20 protein-coding genes are annotated in these 22,959 nt (G+C 42.7%); 19 read left to right on the top strand and 1 reads right to left on the bottom strand.

Going from position 1 to position 22,959, the window contains the following annotated elements; translation table 11 throughout:
• Positions 1-21 precede the first annotated feature (21 nt).
• From rfbH to QUE24_RS05475, 8 genes are all read left to right on the top strand, one after another.
• Positions 22-1,650, top strand: coding sequence for a lipopolysaccharide biosynthesis protein RfbH (gene rfbH / locus QUE24_RS05510; protein ID WP_286305613.1), 1,629 nt, complete (start codon positions 22-24; stop codon positions 1,648-1,650).
• A gap of 3 nt (positions 1,651-1,653) precedes the next feature.
• Positions 1,654-2,010, top strand: coding sequence for a hypothetical protein (locus tag QUE24_RS05505; RefSeq protein WP_286305612.1), 357 nt, complete (start codon positions 1,654-1,656; stop codon positions 2,008-2,010).
• The gene (locus QUE24_RS05500) at positions 1,947-3,173 is read left to right on the top strand and encodes an N-acetylneuraminate synthase family protein (RefSeq protein WP_286305611.1); all 1,227 of its coding nucleotides are present in this window, start codon (positions 1,947-1,949) and stop codon (positions 3,171-3,173) included. The genes QUE24_RS05505 and QUE24_RS05500 overlap by 64 nt, the downstream gene beginning before the upstream one ends.
• Positions 3,170-4,993 (top strand): thiamine pyrophosphate-binding protein, encoded by a 1,824-nt coding sequence (locus tag QUE24_RS05495; RefSeq protein WP_286305610.1) that lies wholly within the window; start codon positions 3,170-3,172, stop codon positions 4,991-4,993. The genes QUE24_RS05500 and QUE24_RS05495 overlap by 4 nt, the downstream gene beginning before the upstream one ends.
• Before the next feature lie 171 nt (positions 4,994-5,164).
• Positions 5,165-6,031 carry a class I SAM-dependent methyltransferase gene (locus QUE24_RS05490; protein ID WP_286306075.1) on the top strand — a complete coding sequence of 289 codons (867 nt, stop codon included), beginning with the start codon at positions 5,165-5,167 and terminating at the stop codon, positions 6,029-6,031.
• Positions 6,024-7,205 carry a class I SAM-dependent methyltransferase gene (locus tag QUE24_RS05485; protein ID WP_286305609.1) on the top strand — a complete coding sequence of 394 codons (1,182 nt, stop codon included), beginning with the start codon at positions 6,024-6,026 and terminating at the stop codon, positions 7,203-7,205. The genes QUE24_RS05490 and QUE24_RS05485 overlap by 8 nt, the downstream gene beginning before the upstream one ends.
• Positions 7,202-7,846: an HAD family hydrolase gene (locus QUE24_RS05480; protein WP_286305608.1), complete on the top strand. Its 645-nt coding sequence runs from the start codon at positions 7,202-7,204 to the stop codon at positions 7,844-7,846. Before QUE24_RS05485 ends, QUE24_RS05480 begins: the two co-directional genes overlap by 4 nt.
• Entirely contained in the window at positions 7,839-8,888 is a 1,050-nt protein-coding gene (locus tag QUE24_RS05475; RefSeq protein WP_286305607.1) for an NAD-dependent epimerase/dehydratase family protein, read from the top strand. The genes QUE24_RS05480 and QUE24_RS05475 overlap by 8 nt, the downstream gene beginning before the upstream one ends.
• Before the next feature lie 39 nt (positions 8,889-8,927).
• Here the strand turns inward: QUE24_RS05475 and QUE24_RS05470 are convergent, their stop codons facing one another.
• Complete coding sequence (locus QUE24_RS05470) at positions 8,928-10,343, bottom strand: glycosyltransferase family 2 protein (protein ID WP_286305606.1); 1,416 nt, start codon at positions 10,341-10,343, stop codon at positions 8,928-8,930.
• Between the two features lie 115 nt (positions 10,344-10,458).
• Between QUE24_RS05470 and QUE24_RS05465 the strand changes: the two genes are divergently transcribed.
• From QUE24_RS05465 to QUE24_RS05415, 11 genes are all read left to right on the top strand, one after another.
• Entirely contained in the window at positions 10,459-14,115 is a 3,657-nt protein-coding gene (locus QUE24_RS05465; protein ID WP_286305605.1) for a glycosyltransferase, read from the top strand.
• 116 nt (positions 14,116-14,231) lie between these two features.
• Complete coding sequence (locus QUE24_RS05460) at positions 14,232-15,026, top strand: flagellin N-terminal helical domain-containing protein (protein ID WP_286305604.1); 795 nt, start codon at positions 14,232-14,234, stop codon at positions 15,024-15,026.
• Between the two features lie 188 nt (positions 15,027-15,214).
• Positions 15,215-16,006 carry a flagellin N-terminal helical domain-containing protein gene (locus tag QUE24_RS05455; RefSeq protein WP_286305603.1) on the top strand — a complete coding sequence of 264 codons (792 nt, stop codon included), beginning with the start codon at positions 15,215-15,217 and terminating at the stop codon, positions 16,004-16,006.
• A 90-nt stretch (positions 16,007-16,096) separates the two neighbouring features.
• Positions 16,097-16,495, top strand: coding sequence for a flagellar protein FlaG (locus QUE24_RS05450; RefSeq protein WP_286305602.1), 399 nt, complete (start codon positions 16,097-16,099; stop codon positions 16,493-16,495).
• Positions 16,496-16,547: 52 nt separating this feature from the next.
• The gene (fliD, locus tag QUE24_RS05445; RefSeq protein ID WP_286305601.1) at positions 16,548-17,906 is read left to right on the top strand and encodes a flagellar filament capping protein FliD; all 1,359 of its coding nucleotides are present in this window, start codon (positions 16,548-16,550) and stop codon (positions 17,904-17,906) included.
• Positions 17,907-17,937: 31 nt separating this feature from the next.
• The gene (gene fliS / locus QUE24_RS05440; RefSeq protein ID WP_286305600.1) at positions 17,938-18,336 is read left to right on the top strand and encodes a flagellar export chaperone FliS; all 399 of its coding nucleotides are present in this window, start codon (positions 17,938-17,940) and stop codon (positions 18,334-18,336) included.
• A 2-nt stretch (positions 18,337-18,338) separates the two neighbouring features.
• Entirely contained in the window at positions 18,339-18,641 is a 303-nt protein-coding gene (locus QUE24_RS05435; protein WP_286305599.1) for a flagellar protein FliT, read from the top strand.
• Positions 18,642-18,763: 122 nt separating this feature from the next.
• The gene (locus QUE24_RS05430; protein WP_286305598.1) at positions 18,764-20,245 is read left to right on the top strand and encodes a sigma-54 dependent transcriptional regulator; all 1,482 of its coding nucleotides are present in this window, start codon (positions 18,764-18,766) and stop codon (positions 20,243-20,245) included.
• Between the two features lie 127 nt (positions 20,246-20,372).
• Complete coding sequence (locus QUE24_RS05425) at positions 20,373-20,933, top strand: PAS domain-containing protein (RefSeq protein WP_286305597.1); 561 nt, start codon at positions 20,373-20,375, stop codon at positions 20,931-20,933.
• Entirely contained in the window at positions 20,909-21,562 is a 654-nt protein-coding gene (locus tag QUE24_RS05420; protein ID WP_286305596.1) for a sensor histidine kinase, read from the top strand. Before QUE24_RS05425 ends, QUE24_RS05420 begins: the two co-directional genes overlap by 25 nt.
• Entirely contained in the window at positions 21,559-22,944 is a 1,386-nt protein-coding gene (locus QUE24_RS05415) for a sigma-54-dependent transcriptional regulator (protein ID WP_286305595.1), read from the top strand. Before QUE24_RS05420 ends, QUE24_RS05415 begins: the two co-directional genes overlap by 4 nt.
• Positions 22,945-22,959: the final 15 nt, after the last annotated feature.

The following is a 22,959-nucleotide window of genomic DNA, read 5'->3' as shown; positions in this document are numbered from 1 at the left end:
AACCCAATGCATTCTCATGATATGACAAATCACGCTGCTACTTTTGCTTGCGGTGAACTGTGTATTGTCAATAAACCTGCCACCTCGCCAACTTTGTGTGTCGTGATTTCTCAGGAAGAAGCCGTCATAGAATGTTATGAAGTACTGGCTTTAACAGACAATCCTTCAACTTCAGGGGATAACTGGTTTTTATTATCGGAAGCGACAGCAAGCCGTTCAGCAGAATATCTGGATTTACGGCAGCCTATTTTTACTGGTCCAATGAATATCGCCAGTCGACAAGGTCAACTTTCGGCTTCAACAATAGAAGCGTTATTACGTGCCTTAGTTCAACGTCAAGTGAAACGCTACAGCCAACATAAATTTCCATCAAAGGCTTTCCAGCCTGGGCAGAATGCTGTTGCTGTGTCAGGAAAAGTTTTGGATAACAATGATATCCAGCATATGGTGGATGCCTCACTGGATGGCTGGCTAACAACTGGACGGTTTAATGCCCAGTTTGAAAAAGCACTGGCTGAATTTATTGGTGTCAAACATGTTCTCACGGTAAATTCAGGTTCATCAGCGAACTTGTTGGCATTAACTGCACTGACTTCACCTAAGTTAGGTGATAAAGCATTACAAAAAGGCGATGAAGTCATCACTGTCGCGGCTGGGTTTCCGACTACGGTGAATCCCATATTACAAAACGGTTTAGTGCCGGTTTTTGTTGATATTACCTTGCCTTCCTACAATATTGATGTCAGTCAGCTTGAGGCGGCGTTATCTGATAAAACCCGAGCCATTATGATGGCGCATACATTAGGTAATACGTTCAATATAGATGCTGTTGTGCGTTTTGCACGTCAACATAACCTTTGGTTAATCGAAGACTGTTGTGATGCTCTGGGGACCACCTATGCACCTTCTGTAGAATTAACAGATTATCGGGGACAGCCGATTGCATTGAATCAGCCCCGACATGTCGGTACCTTTGGTGATATTGCTACCTTAAGTTTTTACCCCGCTCATCATATAACGATGGGAGAGGGTGGAGCGGTTTATACCAATAATGGCCAACTGAAACTGATTCTGGAGTCATTCCGTGACTGGGGTCGAGATTGTTTCTGTGAACCCGGTAAAGATAACACCTGTAATAAACGCTTCAGTTATCAGTTGGGACAACTGCCCTGCGGCTATGACCACAAATATACCTATTCTCATCTTGGTTATAATCTGAAAATTTCTGATATGCAGGCCGCTGTGGGCTTATCTCAATTGGATAAAGTCACGGGCTTTATTGAAAAGCGTAAAGCTAACTTTCAACGTTTATATGCTGGCTTAGCTTCTCTACAAGATTATTTGTTACTGCCGGAAGCAGAAAATAATGCTGAACCGTCCTGGTTTGGTTTCGCTATTACCTTAAAACAAGGTAATCGAGCTGACTTTATTCAGTATCTTGAACAACATAAGATAGCCAATCGACTGGTTTTTGGCGGTAATCTCATCAAACAGCCGTATTTTGAACAGCAAAGCTATCGTAAAGTTGGCGAATTAACCATCACCGATCAGGTCATGAATGATTCGTTGTGGATCGGCGTTTTTCCGGGGCTATCTGATGAGATGATTGATTATATGATCGATACTATCCAATCTTATTTCAAAGTGTGAGTGATGACTGACAAAACACCGATGTACCAAAAGTTATTTGTGCTGGAAATGGCCAATAATCACCAAGGTGATATTGCTCATGGCAAGCAGGTTATTCAGCAAATGAAACAAGTATGTGACGACTTTCCTTTCCAGTTTGCCTTTAAATTGCAGTACCGTAACCTGAAAACCTTTATTCATCCTGATTATCGAGATAGACAAGATATAAAATACGTTAAGCGGTTTCGTGATACAGAGTTAGACGAAGCCCAACTGCTGGAGTTAAAAAAGCCATTGATGAAGCAGGCTTTATTTCCATGTGTACGCCGTTTGATGAAGCTTCTGTTGATTGGATTGAACAACATGGTTTTGATATCTTAAAAATTGCTTCCTGTTCACTCACAGATTGGCCATTATTAGAACGTATCGCTCAATCCTCTTTGCCGCTGGTGATGTCTACCGCCGGTGCCTCGATGGAAGAGATTGACAATGTCGTTCAGTTTTTCTTACATCGCCACAAACAATTAGCCGTGATGCACTGTGTTGGTGAGTATCCAACGCCAAGACAAAATCTACAGTTAGGCCAAATTGCTCTATTAAAACAACGTTTTCCTGAGGTGACGGTGGGCTATTCAACCCATGAAGATCCTAATGAGTCGGAAGCAGTGAAAATGGCCGTCGCCATGGGCGCGCAGCTGTTTGAAAAGCATGTTGGGGTAGGTGAGCTCAATGCTTACTCGGCGAACCCTGAACAAGTCAGACAATGGTTACTCTCAGCGCAAGAAGCTTATGCCATGCTTGGTCTTGAGGGCGAGCGTGTGACGGTGACAGAGACAGAATTAACCACACTGAATTCATTACGCCGAGCGGTGTTTGCTAAACAAGATCTCGCTGCAGGCAAAGCATTGCAAACAGAAGATTTTTACTTGGCGATTCCAAGTCAACCCGGTCAACTATTGGCCAATGACTTATCCAAATACAAACAGTTTGAGTTAAAAGCGGCGGTAAAGGTTAATGAACCTTTATTACTCAAGCAGTTAGAAATCACCGATACCCGTGACATGGTTTCAGCTTCATTATCTAAAGTGTGTGCTTTATTACGTGAAGCCGGCATTGCTATTGCTGATGGCGTGAACTGCCAGTTATCGCATCACTATGGCATTGAGAAGTTCGAAGAAACAGGTGCGACCATTATTGATGTGGTTAACCGTGAATACTGTAAAAAGATTCTGGTGCTACTGCCAGGACAAAATCATCCGGTGCACGCTCATCATAAAAAAGAAGAAACCTTTAATGTGCTGGCGGGAGAGATGTACTTACAACTAGGTGATGAGCTAAAAACCATCAAAGCCGGTGAAATGGTCACCGTTGAGCGCGGTGTTAAACATGCTTTTAGCAGTGAAACTGGGGCGATATTTGAAGAGTTATCCACCACACATTTCACTGATGACTCATATTACGACGATAAAAGCATCAACCAGAACAGTCGTCGCAAAACGAACCTGATATTTCGTGCTGACTGGCTAACTTCGGAGTGGGCATGAGCGAACAACGCGTTGCTGACTATATCTTTGCCCGAGTGGCTGATTTAGGCGTTAAAGAGGTTTTCTTACTTCCTGGTGGTGGGGCCATGCATCTGGTGGATGCCTTGGGGCAGAATCCTGATATCACTTTCATACCGACTCATCACGAACAAGCTGCAGCGATTGCGGCTGAAGCCTACTCTCGCGTGAATGAAACACTCGGCGTGGCGTTGGTCACCACAGGGCCAGGTGCGACCAATGCTTTGACTGCTGTAGCGGGTGCCTGGATTGAGTCTGTACCACTGCTGATTATTTCCGGTCAGGTGAAACGGGCCGATATGAAAGATGATAGCGGTGTACGGCAAATGGGCCCGCAGGAAGTTGACATCGTGTCGATGGTTAAACCCATTACCAAATATGCCATCACCGTTGATGAGCCAGAGAATATTGGTCTTTATCTTGATAAGGCTTTACATGAAGCGATGACAGGGCGAAAAGGCCCTGTCTGGCTGGATGTGCCGTTGGATGTACAAGCCAGTTTGATTGAGCCGGAAGAGCTAGCCCGGGATGAGTCGAATACAGACAATGAGTCAGACTGTGCACTTGAGCTGGATGAAGTTATCCAACTCATTCAGCAGGCAGAGCGTCCTATTATTTTGGCTGGTCATGGTATCCGTCTATCAGGTGCCGCTGACGCATTCAAACAACTTTATGAAAAAACCGGTATTCCGGTATTAACCACATGGAATTCTCTGGATCTAATTCCTTACGAACATTCATTATGTGCTGGTCGACCAGGTTCAGTGGCACTCAGACCGGCAAACTTTGCCGCCCAGAATTGTGATTTATTGATCAGCATTGGCGCCCGTCTGGATAATGTGGTCACCGCCCATAACCCGCAAAACTTTGCTCAATATGCCGATAAAGTGATTGTCGATATTGACGCCTCTGAACTGAAAAAACATCAGCTACCCAAAGCCCGTTTAATTCAGGCGAATGCCAAAACCTTCATCGAACAACTGAATACTGAGCTGCCTCAACATAAAGCTGATTATTCAGCATGGATAACGAAAATAGCCGATTGGAAACAACGTTATCCACGTTGTGATGGTGAAAAATTTCCAGAGCATGGTCAGATCAGTCATTATCATTTTATCGATCGTTTATCCACGCTGACAAAAGCGAACGAGCTTATTATTACCGGTAGTTCAGGGCTGGCAGTCGAAGTGTTTTACTCCACTTTTGTGAATAAAACCGGTCAACGTATTTTCCTCACCTCGGGTTTAGGCTCTATGGGCTATGGCTTGCCCGCGGCAATTGGTGGCTGTCTGGCCTCAGGTAAAAAGCCCGTCGTTTCGGTAGAAGGTGACGGCAGCTTGCAGCTTAATCTTCAAGAATTAAGCACTTTAAAATCCCTCAATTTACCTATACGCCTATTCATTATGAACAATAATGGCTATGCCTCCATTCGAAACACACAACGCAATTATTTTGATGAACGCTATGTGGCAACAGGGCAAGAGGCCGGCTTACTGATTCCGGATTTAGTCAAACTGGCTGAAGCAATCGGCCTTGAAGCAATACGTATTAATGACGCCAGTGAGTTGGATGAAAAAATCCAATATGTTCTCAATCATCCAGGCCCAATTCTTTGTGATATCACTATCATTAAAGACGAAGCGTTATGGCCAAAAGTATCCGCTATCCCACAAGCAAATGGTTCGATGATTTCTATGCCATTAGAAGATATGACACCATTATTGTCTTTAGAGAAGTTAAAACAGGAAATGTTAGTGTCCTTAGCTGACATTTCTCAACAAGTGGTACGAGGAGATGGTTGATACTCAAAACCGCAAATCATTAGCATGCCCATGTTGTCTGTCGCTTATAAACCATACTATAAATAGTGTATTTGTCTGTCCCCATTGCCATCATGTTTGGAAAGATGTTGACCCCCATTGGGTAAGTAAACATTACATTAAATTAACAGGTCGAAATGAACTTCCTGATAAATACGTAGAAAAAAACTTCTTGAGAGAGTTGAGTATTTGGCACCTTACTTAAGGACAGGGATGTCAGTATTAGAGATCGGATGTGCTGAAGGGGAGCTGGGCAAGAAAGTTAAAGAAAAGTATCAATTGGAATACTATGGCTTTGAAATTTCGCAAGATGTCATACAAGCCATGACAGTTCTTGACGGTGTGTTCCGTTTAGCTGATCAAGTGAGCGAAGAACGGAAGTTTGATCTCATCATGAGTTTTCATGTATTGGAGCATATCTCTGATCTTAGTGCTGTCATTGTAGATTGGAAACATTGGTTAAAGCCTAATGGAATAGTGATTCTGGAGGTGCCTAATAACGCTGGGCATCCGTGGGTTGAGGACGATAATAACCCTGAACATATTCACCAATTTGGAATGAGTTCAATAGCTGCTTTATTGCAAAGGCATGGCTTCATAATCAAGATGATGAGCACCGGCTTTTTTGAATCACCAAGTTATACCGATAGCATTCGCTTAGTAGCTGAGTTGGCACTGTCTCGAAAAGACAAACAGGATAGCCTGATAGAAGCTATCAGAAAAACGATACATGAACCCTTTGATGTTTTTTGTGTGGGTGGGGATTTTAAAAACTACATAGAGCCGATTATGCCCCATCTAAACGTCATATCATTATTCGATAATGATGCAATGAAAAAAGAGATGGGAGGTAAACCTGTCATACTTTTCGAAAATGAAAAAAATGAACAACGCCCCATTTTAATAGCGAGTATTCGTTATGAGGAGCAGATCCGTGACGAGTTGCTTCAGAAAAAAGTGTCTTTAAATAATATCTATTATCTCAGCGATATCTTGCTGGGGGTGAATAGCAATGGCTGATAAGCATTTCGCTTGGAACAGGGCTTGTCAGGTTTGTGGGACATTGAATCTGTCGGTTTTGTATGAGAACCAACTTGCTGTCATTGATGGTAGAGACATGAGCTATAGTGTTACAACCTGCAGTCACTGTGGATTTCATTATGCGAATCAGCTACCTAAGGCATCATCGTATCAGTCTTACTATCGATCTTTGTCTAAATATGATGTCACTCTTTCTGCCAGCTCGATACCAGAAATAGATAATTATAGAGCTGAGAAAGTTATCTCTTTCATCCAGCCATATATTTCTTTGGATAAAAAAGTTTTTGACTTAGGGTGTGGACATGGAACGTTACTCAACTGGTTCTCGATGAGTGGTTGGTCAAATATCTATGGCGTTGACCCAGCCCCAAATGCTGCCGACCAAGCAAACCAGCTTTATGGTTTGTCCTGTATTACAACGGGGAGCTTGGAAAATGCAGTGTCTTTAAATCGGCTGATAGAGGCTGATTTAATCTGTCTGATGGGAGTATTGGAGCATCTGCCCAACTTATATGATGATCTCACCTTATTATTAAATAGTGTGAAAGAGGATGCCAGCATACTGATTGAAGTACCTGCTTGTGAGCGATTTACACGAGGTGATTTTGAGCCCTATGGCGAGTTCTCTCTGGAACATATTCAATTTTTTAGTGCAAGTTCCTTGGACAGATTAATGGAGAACTTTGGTTTTTATCCAATAACGTCTCACATCTTGGATTTACCTCCAGGAACAACGGACAGTCTTTTAAGCCTCTATTCGCGTAAACAAAAAACAGATAATGTCATCGCAACTGATACCGCTTTGGATGAATACATGGCAGAGTCTGAGAGTAAATTGCAGCTAGGCTTAAGTAAAATAAAGTCATTGGTTCGGCAGCCCGTAATAATATATGGTGCAGGTAGCCATACCGCACGGTTACTACCCTATCTCGATGACTGCCAGGTTTCTCAACATATTGTTGGCATTGTTGATGGCAACACAAATCTTCAGGGTAAGCAGATGGGAAAATGGGTGATTGATGTGCCAGAAATATTAATAAACCGCTGTCCTGATATCCCTGTTCTTGTCTCTTCATACCGATCTCAGAATGCCATTAACCATGTGCTTAGTGACATTTATCCAAATCCTATTATAACGATGTACCAGCTATGAATTTAAAACATATTCTTTTTGACTTTGATGGCACAATCATTGATTCGGCACCATGTATTCTCAATTGTTATGAGCAGGTCATGTCGGATCTGAATATCACACCATCTGTTCCGATAACTGCGTCGATAATTGGCCCTCCTCTTACTGACACTGTAGCCATGCTGGCAAATACTGAAGATGAAGTTCTCATCGAAAACATGGCAACCGCGTTTAAAAGCTTTTATGACAGCCGTGTGGCAACAGAAACGCCAATGTATGCTGAGATAGAGGAAGTATTAGCCTGGTTAAATGAACAGGGGTATCAGCTATATATCGCAACAAACAAGCGTTATGAACCAACCATGGCAGTTATTGAACATTTATCACTAGCAAAGTATTTCACCGATATTGGTGCCGTCGATCAGTTACCCTTAGGAAAGCAAAAAAAATCGCTTCTTATCCAAAGGTTGGTGAAAGAACATAATATTGAAGAAAAAGAAGCACTTTATATCGGAGACAAATTAGACGACTATCAAGCTGCTACATTCAATTCTATGCCATTTGTTGCAGCTGGCTGGGGGTATGGGGACTGGGAGTCATCACACACTGTATTCAATTCACCATTACAACTGCTTCATTTTATAAGCAATTATAATGGCTGAAAATTTCTCTGAGTTAAATGTTGATGAGTTAGCTCAGGCTGATATTAATCATCTCCTAGAGTTTGTTGACTTCTCCTTGTTATCCGATAAGCACCTTTTCGTCACTGGTTGTACCGGATTTATGGGCTATTGGATATTAATGACGATTCATTGCCTAAATATCAAAGGGTTTAATATACAGGTAACGGGTATATCTAGGCATCCTGATGAGTTTTATCAGCGACACCCTTTCTTTTTAAGTAAAAAGTGGCTTCATCTAATTAAGGGAGAGATCAGAGATTTCCCATTCAAGAACGAGGTCTATGACTATGTTATTCACGCAGCCATGGATACTCGGCCAGATAAATTAAAAAATGGTAGTGACTTGATTGATATTGCCACAAGAGGCATAAAGCGAGTTATTGAACAGGCGAAAATGGCTTCTGCAAATTCTATTTTGATAGTCAGTTCAGGTGCAGTATATGAGTCTGATTATGTTCCGCAAAAACCAGGCAAATTAAACTCAGCGAATTATTACAGTATCGCTAAGCAACTCATGGAGCAGGTCGCTCTTAGCGAAACTGAAGGAAGTATGTGTCAATTAAAACTGGCCAGATGTTTTGCTTTTATTGGTTATCTTTTGCCAAAGCATCTTGCTGTTGCACAGTTCATCAGAAGTGCTTTAAATGATGAATGTATCACTATTCATGGCAATGGTTCTCCTGTGAGAAGTTACCTTTATGCGGCTGATATGGCGCTATGGCTATTACAAATACTTATCAATGGGAGAGATAAAGCAGCCTACGATGTCGGTTCTGATGATGTAAAATCCTTAATTGATCATGCTGAACATATTCGTCAAATTATTGCTCCAAATAAATCTATATTTGTGGGGAAAGGGGGCGCTAACCAAAGCAGTAGTCGCCAAGTTTATGTTCCAGATATTACGACTGCAAAAGATGAACTAGGGTTAGATGTGTGGACAGACCTTCGTGCCGCAATTAGAAAAACCATGGAGATGGAAAATATGTTTAATGATGACTTATGCTCGTTTCAGGAATAATGCTCAATAATCCCGTCATAAAATTCACGTAAAGGTTTTCTAATTCTTTTGGGTCTCGTTGTATTCTGTTTCAGAAGCTTTATGAATGGCTGTATTATTGTGTTTGTGTCTTTTTATTCCGTTCACGCTAATCGTGGTGAGCGATGGGCTGATTGAGCAAACGTGATTTTCTACATCAATTACAAACTCTGAGCGTGTTCCGATAAGTAATATATCAATATCCATTCCACTCTGTGATTCTGGCTGTGATATGGACTGTCCAGATTGCAGAAAAGGCAAACCATGTTCCAGCTCATTTTTATCAGTTATCCAAATGAGATTTCTCAGAAAATTGGGATGTTTTCTGAATAGTTTTGTTCCTCTACCGGCTACACCCCATAACCCTAGCTTTGCTTGTGGGTGATGAGTTAGCTCCTGCCTCAGCCAACTTGCTAACGCCTCAACATCATTGTCTATATTTATTAACATTTTCATTTCGGTAATCAAGCTATCCCAAAATTGAGGGTGCGATGTGGAGTAAGGGATCGCTTCTTTTAGTATCAGCTCAGCCCCTTTATGTTGATCTGGTTCATGTTGCATCCGGGCAAACAGTCTGCCTGCCATGGAGTAGTAGCTCTTCCATAGTATTTCTAGGGCATTCTGATCGAACACAGTTGATTGCAGCCATCTAAACAGCTGATACGTGCCCAAAATCATATTTTTATAAGCGTAACCTCCCCACTCCCATCCGTTGATGCCCTGTAGTAAACAGGGTTCAGCCACATAAGCAATCGGCTCACCCGCCAGAGGAGCGAGAGTAAGCATTGCATGAGGAAAACAATCACTCATATTGGTGGATGAGCCATCAAGGCTATCAGTAGGATTTAATGTTATCTGTTCTCTAATAAATAATTGTCGGCGACAAATAAAACAAAAAATGCCGCTAAAAGAGGCTGAGATGTTGTCAGAGGGAAGCTGAGTCAATAATTCGATTTTGTCGAGTAGTTGCCAAGATGTTTCATTAAATTGAAGTTTATTGAGTTGCGTTTCATTGGGGTAGCCAGATTGCCCGTAAATAATCTCATCTCTCTTGGCGATATTGATCCAACCAAAGTTGAGGTAGTGGTAGCTGACGTCGGGGGCTCTCGCGAGAGAATCAAAAATATGCTTGAGAGCGTTGGGAACAATAAGGTCATCATCACCAACGATCCATATAAACTCACCTCTCGCTAGTTCTGTGGTCGCAAATAATACATTCTTAGTGAACCCAACCGTTTCTTTTTGGCATCCATATTGAATCGGAAGCGGGCAAGATTCAACTACCTTCTTTGTCTCATCTATTGAAGCGTTATCGGCAATAACAATTTCAACTCGGTCTAGATAGCCCTCGACGACTCTGGCTAGTTGGAACAGCATTGACTTGAGTAAATGGGCTCGATTTAGTGTTGGTATGCAAATTGAAAGTATGGGTGTCATTATTTGTCTGCATTTATTAAAGTGACAACAAGAATATGGCGATAGCCTGAGTTTGACAAATTAGTGTAGTGGCAACATACGGAAGTTAAGTCGATGGCTTAGTAAAGAGGAATTAATGGCGCGATTGAATTTTTTTACAACGGAACAGCAACCTTTCTATATCTACACCTCAGAATTTGTTAATAAATTCGCTGGTGTTAGAGCTTTACACTATCTATGCCATGCACTAAACCAGCTTGGTGCTGAGGCATATGTCGTGGGAACGAAAAAGGTCGATACCAGTTTGAGGACTCCGCAGTTAACGAAGCTTGATGTTGTTCGTCATGAACGTTTAGGCCTCTCACCTATCGTCATTTATCCAGAGGTCATTTCCGGTAATCCCCTTGAAGCGGAAAATGTTGTTCGATGGTTGTTGAATGCACCTGGTGTGGTTGGCGGTGATAAAACTTTTTCTGAAGATGAAATGATATTTGCATTCTCAGCTGATTTTATTCCAGTCAATATTGAAGCGAATATCCTCAGAGTTCCTGTTGTTGATAATACTTTATTCAATAATCGCGATAACCCCGATGATCAGAGTAGAGAGGGGATTTGTTATTACGCAAACAAATATTTAGCCAGTGGGAGAGCTTTAACTGAGCATATTACGGGTGCCAGAAGCTTGTGCCAGGATGTTTCTTTGTCTCAGGCTGAGCTTGCCAGCATTCTTAGAAAAAGTGAATTGTTACTCTGTTATGAACCTTCTTCAATAGTCGCTGAGGCGCTTTTGTGCGGTTGTCCTGTCGCGATGATACCCACACCATATCTGGATAAAATCGATGGTGATTTGAATGGCCCTGGTATTGCATTTGGAACTGATCCAGATGCCATAGCAATGGCGAGAAATACGGTCGCACAGGTCGGTGTAAACTACGAAAAACTAATAAACGATTGCACCACCCAGATCGAATGGTTTGTGATTCAAACGCAAGAGTTCTTTTCAAAAAGAAAGAGATTATCGAATGCATGGGTTGATAAAACACTAGCTTACATAAATGGTGTTGTCTCCGAACAAAGTGATGTATTGATTGCAGAAAGGGAACGTCTTTCCAAAAATAAACGATGGTTATATCAACATGAGTTGTCAGAAACCTCTGTTATGTCACTTGCTGAACGAATGTCAAGTACTTGGACAATGACGCCAGGTTTTCATTTACTTATCATCGTCAATGCATCAGAACTAGAGGCTCTTTCCAATACGATTGAGTCACTTGAGCAACAGCTCTATCAAGCTTGGGGTTTGACTATCCTAAGTAATATCCCGGCCCCAGATGCGTTTTCCTCTGTGCCTGAGAATATTGAATGGGTCCAGATCTCAGGGAAAAATCTGAATGAAGACATCGAACAGGTTGTGGTTGCTGCTCAGCTTGATTGGATTATGCAATTAATTCCTGGTGATAAGTTAGCGCCACATGCTTTATTGAGCTTTGCTGATACGATTAACTTAGAGACAAAAGCGCAGTTTATCTATAGTGATGAATTAGTCGATGAGTCTAAAGCTGATATCTGGTTCAAACCTGAGTTTAGTCTGGATTATCTGAGGGCCTATTCATACTTAGGGCGTTCATTCATTGTCAGTAGAGAAGCCTTTGAACAGGTCGGTGGATATTCAAACTTAGCTTATGTGCACACCACCGATATGGCATTTAAGGTGTATGAGCAATATCAGCAATCAGCGTTTTCTCATATCCCTGATGTATTGCTCACATCTATTCCATTAGAGATTAATAAAGAGCTATTGGCAGAAAATGAATGGTTGACCCGCCATGCACATCTAAACAGGAGCGGTATTTCAGCCACAATATCGAACCCCAAAAACAAGCCGCGATTCCAGACAGTCTATAGCACGAAAAATCAGCCCAAAGTCTCTATTATCGTTGCTCATCATAACTATGTTTCCTACCTTGCCCGATGTTTGGAAGAGTTAGAGCTCAACACGACCTATATTAACTACGAAGTGGTCGTTGTAGATGTCATGAGTGATGTCGAAGATCTCGAAGATGTGTATGCTGAGATGTCAGAAATGTGGGGGGAACGTTTCGTTTCAACACGTTTTGAACAGAAAAACTACTCGGCAGCTATTAACCATGGTGTGAACATCGCTAGTGGTGATTATATTGTTGTTATGTCTTGCTTTGCTATGGCTGTGAACGGCAATTGGTTAAATGAGATGATGCCATTGTTGGCCAGAGAGGACGTGGGGATTGTGGGTGCCCGTATCCTCGATGATAACAACAAGATTATTCATGCTGGAGGCGTTTTCGGTATCACGGATGATGTCAGTGGTCTATTCCAAGGGCTCGATATTACTGAACCGGGCTATATGGAACGAGCGCATTGCATTCAGCAGTATTCCTCCGTGTCATCAGCATGTTTCGGTATTGAAAAACAGACGTTCATCCAGGCTGGAGGGCTGAGTGAAAGTATATTTTCAGATACGTGTTATACCGTTATGGATTTATGTCTCACTATCCAGCAGCAAGGTAAAAAGGTTATCTGGTCACCCTATGCCACCTTGTTTCAGGACAAAAAGCTGGCAGAGCAATCAAATGGTGTGGCCGATTACAATTCTCACAGAGAAGAGTTCATCGTCGAAAAGTGGTCTGATTTGTTCAAACACGATCCTTTCTATAATGACAACCTGAGTCTGCGCTCACGATTTTTTGCACCAGAAGTAGATATCCAACGACAGTGGGACCCTCGGTTTAATTTAAAAACACGGGTTGTTGTTTTTCCTCTTAATGGTTCTGGCACTGGCCAGTATCGCATGATTGCACCAATGCAGGCTTTGGCAGAACGAGGTGATGTAGAACTCACATGGATGCCGTTTCATGAGTTCAAAGAGCAACCATTATTGCCGACCTTATTTGAATTGATGCGATTGAAGCCCGATGTGATCTACCTGCAACAAATGTTGACTGATGTCACCTATAATTTTCTTAAAGAGGTCAAAGCGCACACCCAAATCAGCATTGTCCTTTCCTTGGACGACTTGGTCACCAACTTGCCAAAAATGAGTGATAGAAAAAAACTGGTTTTCCGGGATATGCGTTCAAGGCTCAGAAAAACACTCGCCTTATGTGACCATACAATCGTCTCTACCGAGCCATTAGCGGATCTATGTCGTCAATATACTGACAATGTGACGGTTATTCCTAATAGGTTGGAGTCACAACGCTGGTTAAATCTATCCTTACCACAGAAAAACGCTCACCCAAAACCCCGAGTGGGTTGGGCTGGGGCGAATCAGCATGCCGGCGATTTAGCTTTAATGACTCCTGTTGTTGAATCATTGGCAGATAGAATAGATTGGGTTTTTATGGGGATGTGTCCGCTTGAACTCAGACCTTATGTCAAAGAGTTCCATCAATTTGTGTCGTTTAATCAATATCCGCAGGTTTTAGCCGATCTTGATTTAGATTTGGCTCTCGCACCTCTAGAGGAACACCCTTTTAACGAAGCAAAAAGTAATTTACGACTTCTTGAGTATGGGGCGATGGGCTGGCCAGTTATTGCCAGTGATATCTATCCATACCAGCAATATGGCGCGCCTGTGACATTAGTGCCAAATGATGAGGTTGTGTGGATAGAAACTATTCTTGCCGCTTTAGCCGAACCGGAGAAAATTGCCGCTCATGGCCGGCAGCTTCAAAACTGGGTACGTCAAAAATTTATCCTTGAAGATCACTTGCATGAGTGGTTGAAAGTGTTTAAGTTTAATAAAAACAAATAGTTAATGGTTTTTGCGTTGACCGATTAAAAAACTGGTACGCAAACTGCTTTACTCCCATCGAGTCTGGTAACCCTTTGTGGCTACAGGCAAATAATATTTGAAATGGGAGAATTCAAATGCCATTAATCGTAAATACTAACCTTGCGTCGCTTAATGCGCAGCGGAACTTAACAAAATCGCAAGGTGATTTGAACACTGCATTACAACGTTTATCTTCTGGTCTTCGTGTCAATAGCGCTAAAGATGATGCTGCTGGTTTATATACAGCTGAACAAATGACTGCGGATATTCGTGGTGCTAATCAAGCGGCAAGAAATGCTGCTGACGGCATCTCATTTGCTCAGGTCGCAGAAGGGGCCTTGGCTGAAATCACTAACAACCTACAACGTATTCGTGAAATAGCGGTACAGTCAGCTAACGGCACAGTCACAGATAGAAATGGTCTGCAAGCCGAGGTAACGCAGCTTGAATCAGAAAATGCCCGTATTATTGCAAGTACCCAGTTTAACGGTACTCAGGTCTTGGGTGGCGTCTCTTTGACATTTCAGGTGGGGGCTGACGCCGCTGATACTGTAACTGTAGCGGCTACGGCTGCGACGACGACAACTGCTGATGTGTCAACCTCTACAGGTGCATCTACTGCTCTTGGCACACTTGATACTGATATTAATAATCTCAGTCAATTACGTGCGACCTTTGGGTCGATACAAAATCGGTTTGAAGCGGTTATTTCGAATCTGCAAAGTTTAGCTGAAAATACGAGTGCTGCCCGTAGCCGTATTATGGATGCGGATTTTGCTGAAGAAACGGCGAAATTAACGCGAGCTCAAATTCTGCAGCAAGCGGGAACATCTATCCTTGCACAGGCGAATACCTTGCCACAGAACGCGTTATCCCTGCTTCAGGGATAAGCTGAAAAAAGTAAAATGTGAACTGGGTCAGACTTTTGCAAAGTCTGGCCTTTTTTTTGTAAATTGCCTTAAAGAAATCCTAATCCCATGCCGCTAATGTTTTCGGAGGCGGTAAAAACTAGACAATTCATAGTTTGTCCGCCATGTATAAAGCGAGCCTAGCTCGACCCTATGAGGGAGTAAATCTCATGGCATTAGTAGTCAACACAAACATTGCATCATTAAATGCACAGCGTAACTTAAACAAATCTCAAAGCACACTGAATACATCTTTACAGCGTTTGTCTTCGGGCTTACGTATCAATAGTGCAAAAGATGATGCGGCTGGTCTATATACTGCTCAGCAAATGACAGCTGATATTCGTGGTGCGAACCAGGCAGCACGTAACGCTGCAGATGGTATCTCTTTGGCTCAGGTGGCTGAGGGTGCTTTAGCGGAAATCAGTAATAACTTACAACGTATTCGTGAAATCGCGGTACAGTCTGCTAACGGTACTGTAACCGACCGAACAGGTCTGTCTGCTGAGGTGACCCAGCTTGAAGCAGAAAACACTCGTATAGTATCTAGTACAAAATTTAATGGTACTGCAGTACTGAGTGGACTGAGTATTTCAATTCAAGTTGGTCAGGATAGTGGTGATACTGTATCTGTATCTGCATCTGCTCTAAGCAATACTACAGCAGACGTTTCAACCTCTACTGCAGCCTCAACTGCACTTGGTAATTTAGATTCAGATATAAACACTGTGAGCACATTGCGTGCTACATTCGGTTCTATTCAAAATCGTTTTGAAGCTGTAATCTCAAATCTACAAAGTTTTTCAGAGAATACATCTGCAGCTCGTAGCCGTATCATGGATGCTGACTTTGCTGCTGAAACTGCTTCTTTAACTAAAGCGCAAATTCTGCAACAGGCTGGTGTATCCATCGTATCGCAAGCGAACGTTATTCCTCAGTCTGCATTATCACTGTTGGGATAATAACAAAAGGATGAAACGCATGGGCCTGGTGGGTAAACTACTCTCCAGGCTTTATGCCGTTTACAAAAAAATTAGATTAGGAGGAAGACAATGGCTAATAATGATCTGTTAGTGCAATCTGCCCTTCAATCAGTGCAAAACAATGTTACTAGTCAGTCTAAACCGGTTACGCAATCTGTTCAGACTGAGACTGTTACTGAATTATCTGTTCAATCTCAAGCTCTTCAGAAAGAAGCTGAGAAACAGAATAGCCAGCAGCAACAACGTGCAGACGATTTGCGTGATAAGGTGGCTCAACTTAACGATTATATGCAGAATATGAACCGTAACCTGCAATTTAGTGTCGATGATACGAGTGGTGATACGGTGATTAAAGTAATTGACTCAGAAACTGAGGAAGTGGTCAGGCAGATCCCTTCTGAGGAGATACTTGAAGCAAGACATGCTGCTGAAAAGTATCGCGGTATATTGCTAGAAACAAAGGCTTGATTGGCTCAAAACTTGCTGCAATTTTGCAATTAAGTTTAGGCGGAGAATTGACATGGCGACAATTTCATCATTAGGCGTAGGAACGGGACTCGATCTGGAGAGCATTGTTACAGGCTTAATGGATCTTGAGCGTCAACCGCTCGACAGACTCGAGAGCAAGCAGAGTATTATCAACGCACAGATCAGTGCTTATGGTTCATTTAAGAGTAAACTCGATTCTTTTCAAACGGCCATGGCGTCGTTGGCAAGTGCATCCAGTTTTAAGGTGTTCCAAGCTAATTCACAAGATGAAGACTTATTCACGGCGACATCGACCAGTTCAGCATCTGCTGGTTCCTACAATATTGATGTCACCCAAGTTGCCAGTCGAGATAAGTTAGCGTCATCTGCATTCACTGATTACAACTCGATAGTCGGCGAAGGCACACTGAGTATCAGTGTGGGAAGTGAGAGCTTCGATGTCGCGATAGACTCCAGTAATAGCTCTCTCGCAGGAATTCGTACCGCCATCAATAATGCTTCTGATAACACTGGCGTAACGGCATCAATCATTACAGATGATAGTGGTGCCAGATTGGTTCTGACATCAAACGAAACCGGGACTGAAAACGCGATCAGTGTGTCTGTGAGTGGTGACAGTGATGGCAATAATGCCGATACGTCAGGTTTGTCAGCCTTTGTTTATAGCTCTGGCGGTACAGAAAACTTGTCATCTATCTCCACGGCAAAAGACGCGATTGTTAATATTGATGGCTTCACGACTACCAGTAGTTCAAACTCCATAGCCAACGCTATTGATGGAGTGACATTAAACGTAAAAGATGTGGGTAGTTCGACACTCGATATCACAAGAAATGATGAGGCTATCTTAGAGTCAGTAAACGAGTTTGCTTCGGCATACAATACGTTGATGACAGAAATTAAATCTCAGCGAAGTGGTCAATTAGAGGCGGACAGCACACTACTTACAATTGAACGCCAAGTCAGAGATGTCTTCAACTCGGGAGCCAGTATCACCGGATCGAGCTTTAGTTATTTAGTTGAGGCAGGCATTTCTTTTGATAAAAATGGCGTGATGACGGTTGATGAAGATAAAGTTAATGAGGTCTTAAGTTCTGACTTTAACTCATTTGCGAACCTGTTTTCAGCTGAAGGTGAAGGTTTTGCTAATCGTTTAGAGTCTCTAGCTGATACTTGGTTACAAACAGATGGATTGATTGACTCAAGAGAAGAAGGGCTCAATTCGCGTTTAAAAAGAATGGATACGCAAAAAGAGCAAATGGAATCACGTCTAGAGATGACCGAAACACGTTTACGAGCTCAGTATGCAGCCATGGATACCTTGGTCAGCAGTTTACAGTCACAGGGCAATTATTTGATTTCGCAACTATCCGCGATGAACTCAAATTAAGTAGAATGATCCCTATATTAAGGATTGGAGTATGCAGGTAATGGTGAATAAAAAAGCGATGGAAGGTTATGGCCGGAATGCCATAGAGTCAGAAGTCAATTATGCCTCTCCCTATCGAATTATTCAGATGTTGATGGAAGGTGCGCTTGCTCGCGTCGCCACTGCAAAAGGCTGTATTGCCCGTAATGAAATTGCAGAAAAAGGTCATCAAATTTCTTGGTGTATCCGTATCATAGATGGTTTAAAAACCAGTTTGGATGCTGAGAAAGGCGGCGAAATAGCTGAAAACCTTGATTCATTATATGACTATATTACTCGTCGCTTACTCGAAGCGAATGTGAGCAATGATGTCGCGATATTAGATGAAGTCACAAAACTTCTTGAAGAAATAAAAGCTGGGTGGGACGGCATTCCACCTGAGTTTCACTAGTTATGTCTGAGATAACACGTTTAAAACAGGTATTAAGATTAACTGAGGACATGAGTGCTGCAGTGAATGCTGGCAAATGGAGTGATGTCTCCACTTTGACAAAGCTACGAGCAGAATTAATGGAAAGTATCTTTCCTCTTGATAATCATGTTGACCAGTCAGAAGCGCGTCCATTGATAGAACAAATTGTTATGTTAAATAAGGATGTTGAACAACGTTGTCGTGATGCAAGACAAACGATCCAAACCGAGTTAGGCCAGTTCAATAAAAACAAAAAAGTGGCAGCAGCCTACCAATCTAACTAGTACGTCACATATTGCTTAAATTTACCCCGTCATAATTTTGACAATGTCTGCCAGAAAATGCTTAACTCCAGTTATTCAAGGCTTATCGCCAGTTCAAAACCAAGTGAAGAGATGGAGTGAGTATGAGTGTAAATAATGTATTGGTCGTTGAAAGTGATATTGACCGATGCGAGATGTTAAGCACACTCATTGAGTTTATAAATTGTCAGCCGGTGGTGATTTCAGAATCAGACCTTTGGTTTGAGCATGTTGAAAACCTTGATGATGTGGTGATGGCCATTGTGGGTGACTGCGGCGGACAAAATCAAACTAAGCAGTTACTTCGAGAACTGGTTAATCACGACTCACGGGTTCCCGTCTTTGTTCTTGAATCTTCCTCTGGCGAAGCATTAGACTTTCCGGGCACCATTGGTTCTATTCGTTACCCCATTAAGTATCCTCAACTCAGCAATGCGTTACAGCAGGCGACCATCTATCGGGGGATGACGGCTGAAGCCAGCACACCCAATAACTTATTCCGGTCACTGGTAGGCAATAGTCGGCTCATTAAGAATGTGCAGCGGATGATTGATCAGGTCTCTGACTCAGAAGCCAATGTGCTCATTCTGGGCGAATCAGGAACTGGTAAAGAAGTCGTTGCTCGTAACTTACACCACTTTTCATCCAGAAGAGATAAACCCTTTGTGCCAGTCAATTGTGGGGCCATTCCAGGAGAGTTACTGGAAAGTGAGTTATTTGGTCACGAAAAAGGTGCTTTTACCGGGGCGATAACGGCCAGAAAAGGACGTTTTGAAATGGCTGAAGGTGGCACATTATTTCTGGATGAAATAGGCGATATGCCACTGCCAATGCAGGTCAAACTGTTACGTGTACTCCAAGAAAGAACCTATGAAAAAGTAGGTAGTAATAAAACACAAACAGCCAATGTTCGCGTGATTGCCGCCACACATCGTAACCTCGAAGAGCATATTGCTGATGGTCGGTTCCGTGAAGATTTATTTTACCGACTGAATGTCTTTCCTATTGAAATGCCAGCATTAAGAGACAGACCAGAAGATATTCCGCTGCTGATTCATGAATTGATTAAACGTATTGAACATGAAAACAGAGGCACTATTCGACTCACCCCTGCTGCGATTACCTCATTATGCCGTTACCCATGGCCTGGAAATGTACGTGAATTAGCGAATGTGGTCGAACGATTAGTGATTCTCTATCCATACGGCACGGTCGATTTTGATGACCTTCCAGAAAAGTATCAGCTAGAAGGTGATGAGTTACCTGAAGAAATTACCAGCATCATTGCCGCTGGCCCACAGCAAGAAGCTTCAAGGAATCTACCTGAGACATCGCCAGAGATTAAACCCGTGCCAGAGACATCCTCTGACCCAGTTAATTCATCTTCTGGCCCAGAAGATATGGTGTTGCCAGAAGAGGGTATTGATCTGAAAGAACATCTTGCCAATCTTGAATATCTATTGATAAAACAAGCCATAGATGATGCTGAGGGCGTGGTTGCTCATGCAGCGAATAAACTGAAAATGCGTAGAACAACGCTAGTAGAGAAAATGCGTAAATACGGTATTCAGCGCGATACTGAATAATCAAAGTAACAACGTCGATCTTTTGACGTTTTCTATTTAAGTGTTTGATAAATAAGGTTTTATGTTTTGGGCATGGTAATTGCTCAGGCTCTAATACGATGCAATAGTGCATGTAGGAGCAAGAAACATGAATCTGAAATTATCACTGGGTGACGATTTTCAACAATCGAATTATCTGTCGCAACCCTTTTCACGAGACATCGATCTCAGCACTATTTCAAATGTCAGCCATATCTCAGCTGAACATATTCAACAATCCACTAATACCGATGCGGACCAACTCGCCAATCGTCATAGTCGTTTATTGGCTGTGCTACCCGCAGGCGTGGTGGTGATTGATGGTTCCGGCTTTATTCAGGAAGCCAATGAGGCAGCGATATCGTTGTTGGGTGAACCTTTGTCAGGTGAGCGTTGGGTAAATGTCATTGAACGGGCTTTTGATCCCAAGCCCAGTGATGGTCATGATGTCTCTTTAAAAGATGGTCGCCTGGTCCACATCTCAACGAATCCACTTGGCCATGAACCGGGACAAATTATCTTATTACAGGATGTAACGGATACTCGAGCACTGCAAAGCAAAGTTTCCCATTTGCAACGTTTATCGACCATCGGTGAAGTTACAGCAAGACTGGCTCATCAAATCAGAACCCCCTGTCATCCGCCATGCTCTATCTTTCACCTTTACTGAAAGAGGGGGCTGATGAACAAGTTAAGCAGCGTTTTGCGACAAGAGTAAAAGACAGTCTCACCCATATGGAGCAGTTGATTCGTGATCTTTTATCTTTCTCTAGAGGGAATATGGCATCACCCTCACCGGTGGCGGTGAGTGAGTTATTAAGTGAATTAGAACAACAGTTTTCTGCTCAAAATGATGTAGAAAACAGCACAGTGACGATGACACTCGTCAACCAGGTTAATGACGATTACATCTATGGTAGTCAATCTGCATTAATCAGCGCCATTACCAATCTACTCAATAATGCTCGTCAAGCATGTGAAGGTCATGGTCAGATTGAGGTGATGGCAGAGTACGCTGAAAATAACGCCAAAGAACAATGCATCCAGATCAGCGTAAATGACAATGGAGAGGGGATGTCTGAAGCTGAGCTAAATAAAGTGTTAACGCCTTTCTACACCACTCGTTCTAATGGCACCGGACTTGGGCTTGCCGTTGTTCAGTCAATTGTCAAAGCCCATAGAGGCTTACTTGCGATCGAAAGTGAACCCAAAAAAGGCAGCTCAGTAAAATTATTGTTTCCTATTTATACATCAGCAAATACATCGCCAGAGCAAGCAGCAGAGGAGGTCGCATTATGAATCACTCAAATATCTTAGTGGTCGAGGATGATGCTAATCTTCGCACGGCATTATGCGACACACTTGAACTCGCTGGTTATCGAGCCGTTGGTATGGAGCATGGACAGTCTGCACTGGATAAGATCGCCAGCGAGCCAGTGGGTTTACTATTAAGTGACTTACAGATGTCACCGATGGATGGACATACTTTACTGCAGCGGGCAAAAGCCATGATGCCTGATTTACCTGTGGTGATGATGACAGCCTACGGTACCGTACAAAGTGCTGTCGATGCCATGCATCAGGGGGCTTCTGATTATTTATTAAAACCGTTTGAAGCTGATGAACTCTTACAGCGCGTGCAGCGCTATATCAATGATATTGGCACTGAAGAAGATGACATGGTGGCGCAGGCCCAGGCATCGAAAGATCTGCAAGCTATCGCCAAGCGTGTGGCCGACAGTGATGCCACTGTACTTATCAATGGCGAGAGTGGCACTGGTAAAGAAGTGTTAGCTCGCTACCTTCATGTACATTCCCCCCGATCTTCACATCCTTTTGTAGCGATTAACTGTGCGGCTATTCCTGAGAATATGCTTGAAGCAACTCTTTTTGGATATGAGAAAGGGGCGTTTACAGGCGCCAGCCAAGCCTATGCCGGTAAATTTGAACAAGCTAATCATGGCACGATTTTATTAGACGAAATCTCTGAAATGGACTTATCGTTGCAAGCAAAACTCTTACGTGTTTTGCAGGAGCGTGAAGTGGAACGTATTGGTGGCAGGAAGGTGATACCGCTGGATGTCAGAGTGTTAGCCACCACCAATAGAACTTTACGAGAGGAGGTCAAAGCCGGCCGTTTTCGTGAGGATTTATATTATCGTTTGAATGTTTTCCCATTGGAAATTTCACCTCTTAGACAACGTCAGGATGATATTCTTCCTTTATCCCAGCGCCTGTTGACGCGACATGCCAGTCAATCACGACGCGTCGCGCCTTTACTTGATGCTGCGGCTAAGTCTCGCTTAATTTCTCACAACTGGCCGGGTAATGTTCGTGAGTTAGATAATGTCTTGCAGCGGGCGTTAATTTTGCAATCGGGTCAATCAATCACAGCAAAAGATATTATTTTTGAGGCGGTGTCTGGCCAAGAGTTGAATACCTCAGTGAGTCAAACTGAGGTCAGTTCATCTACAGAAAGCAGTAAAAGCAGTGTAGAGGGATTTGATTTACGGTCACAAGAGCAACGTCATATTCTCGACATGCTGGAAAAATATCAAGGCAGCCGAAGACTGACCGCAAAAGAGCTAGGTATAAGTGAACGTACCTTGCGTTACAAAATCGCCAAATTCCGTGAGCAAGGGGTGGAAATCCCTGAAAAACTTGGCAAGAAGTCTGCATAAGGCAACTATCAGCGT

Source organism: Methylophaga marina, from assembly GCF_030296755.1.
Classification (GTDB): domain Bacteria; phylum Pseudomonadota; class Gammaproteobacteria; order Nitrosococcales; family Methylophagaceae; genus Methylophaga; species Methylophaga marina.
This window is presented reverse-complemented; position numbering and strand designations above follow the sequence as displayed.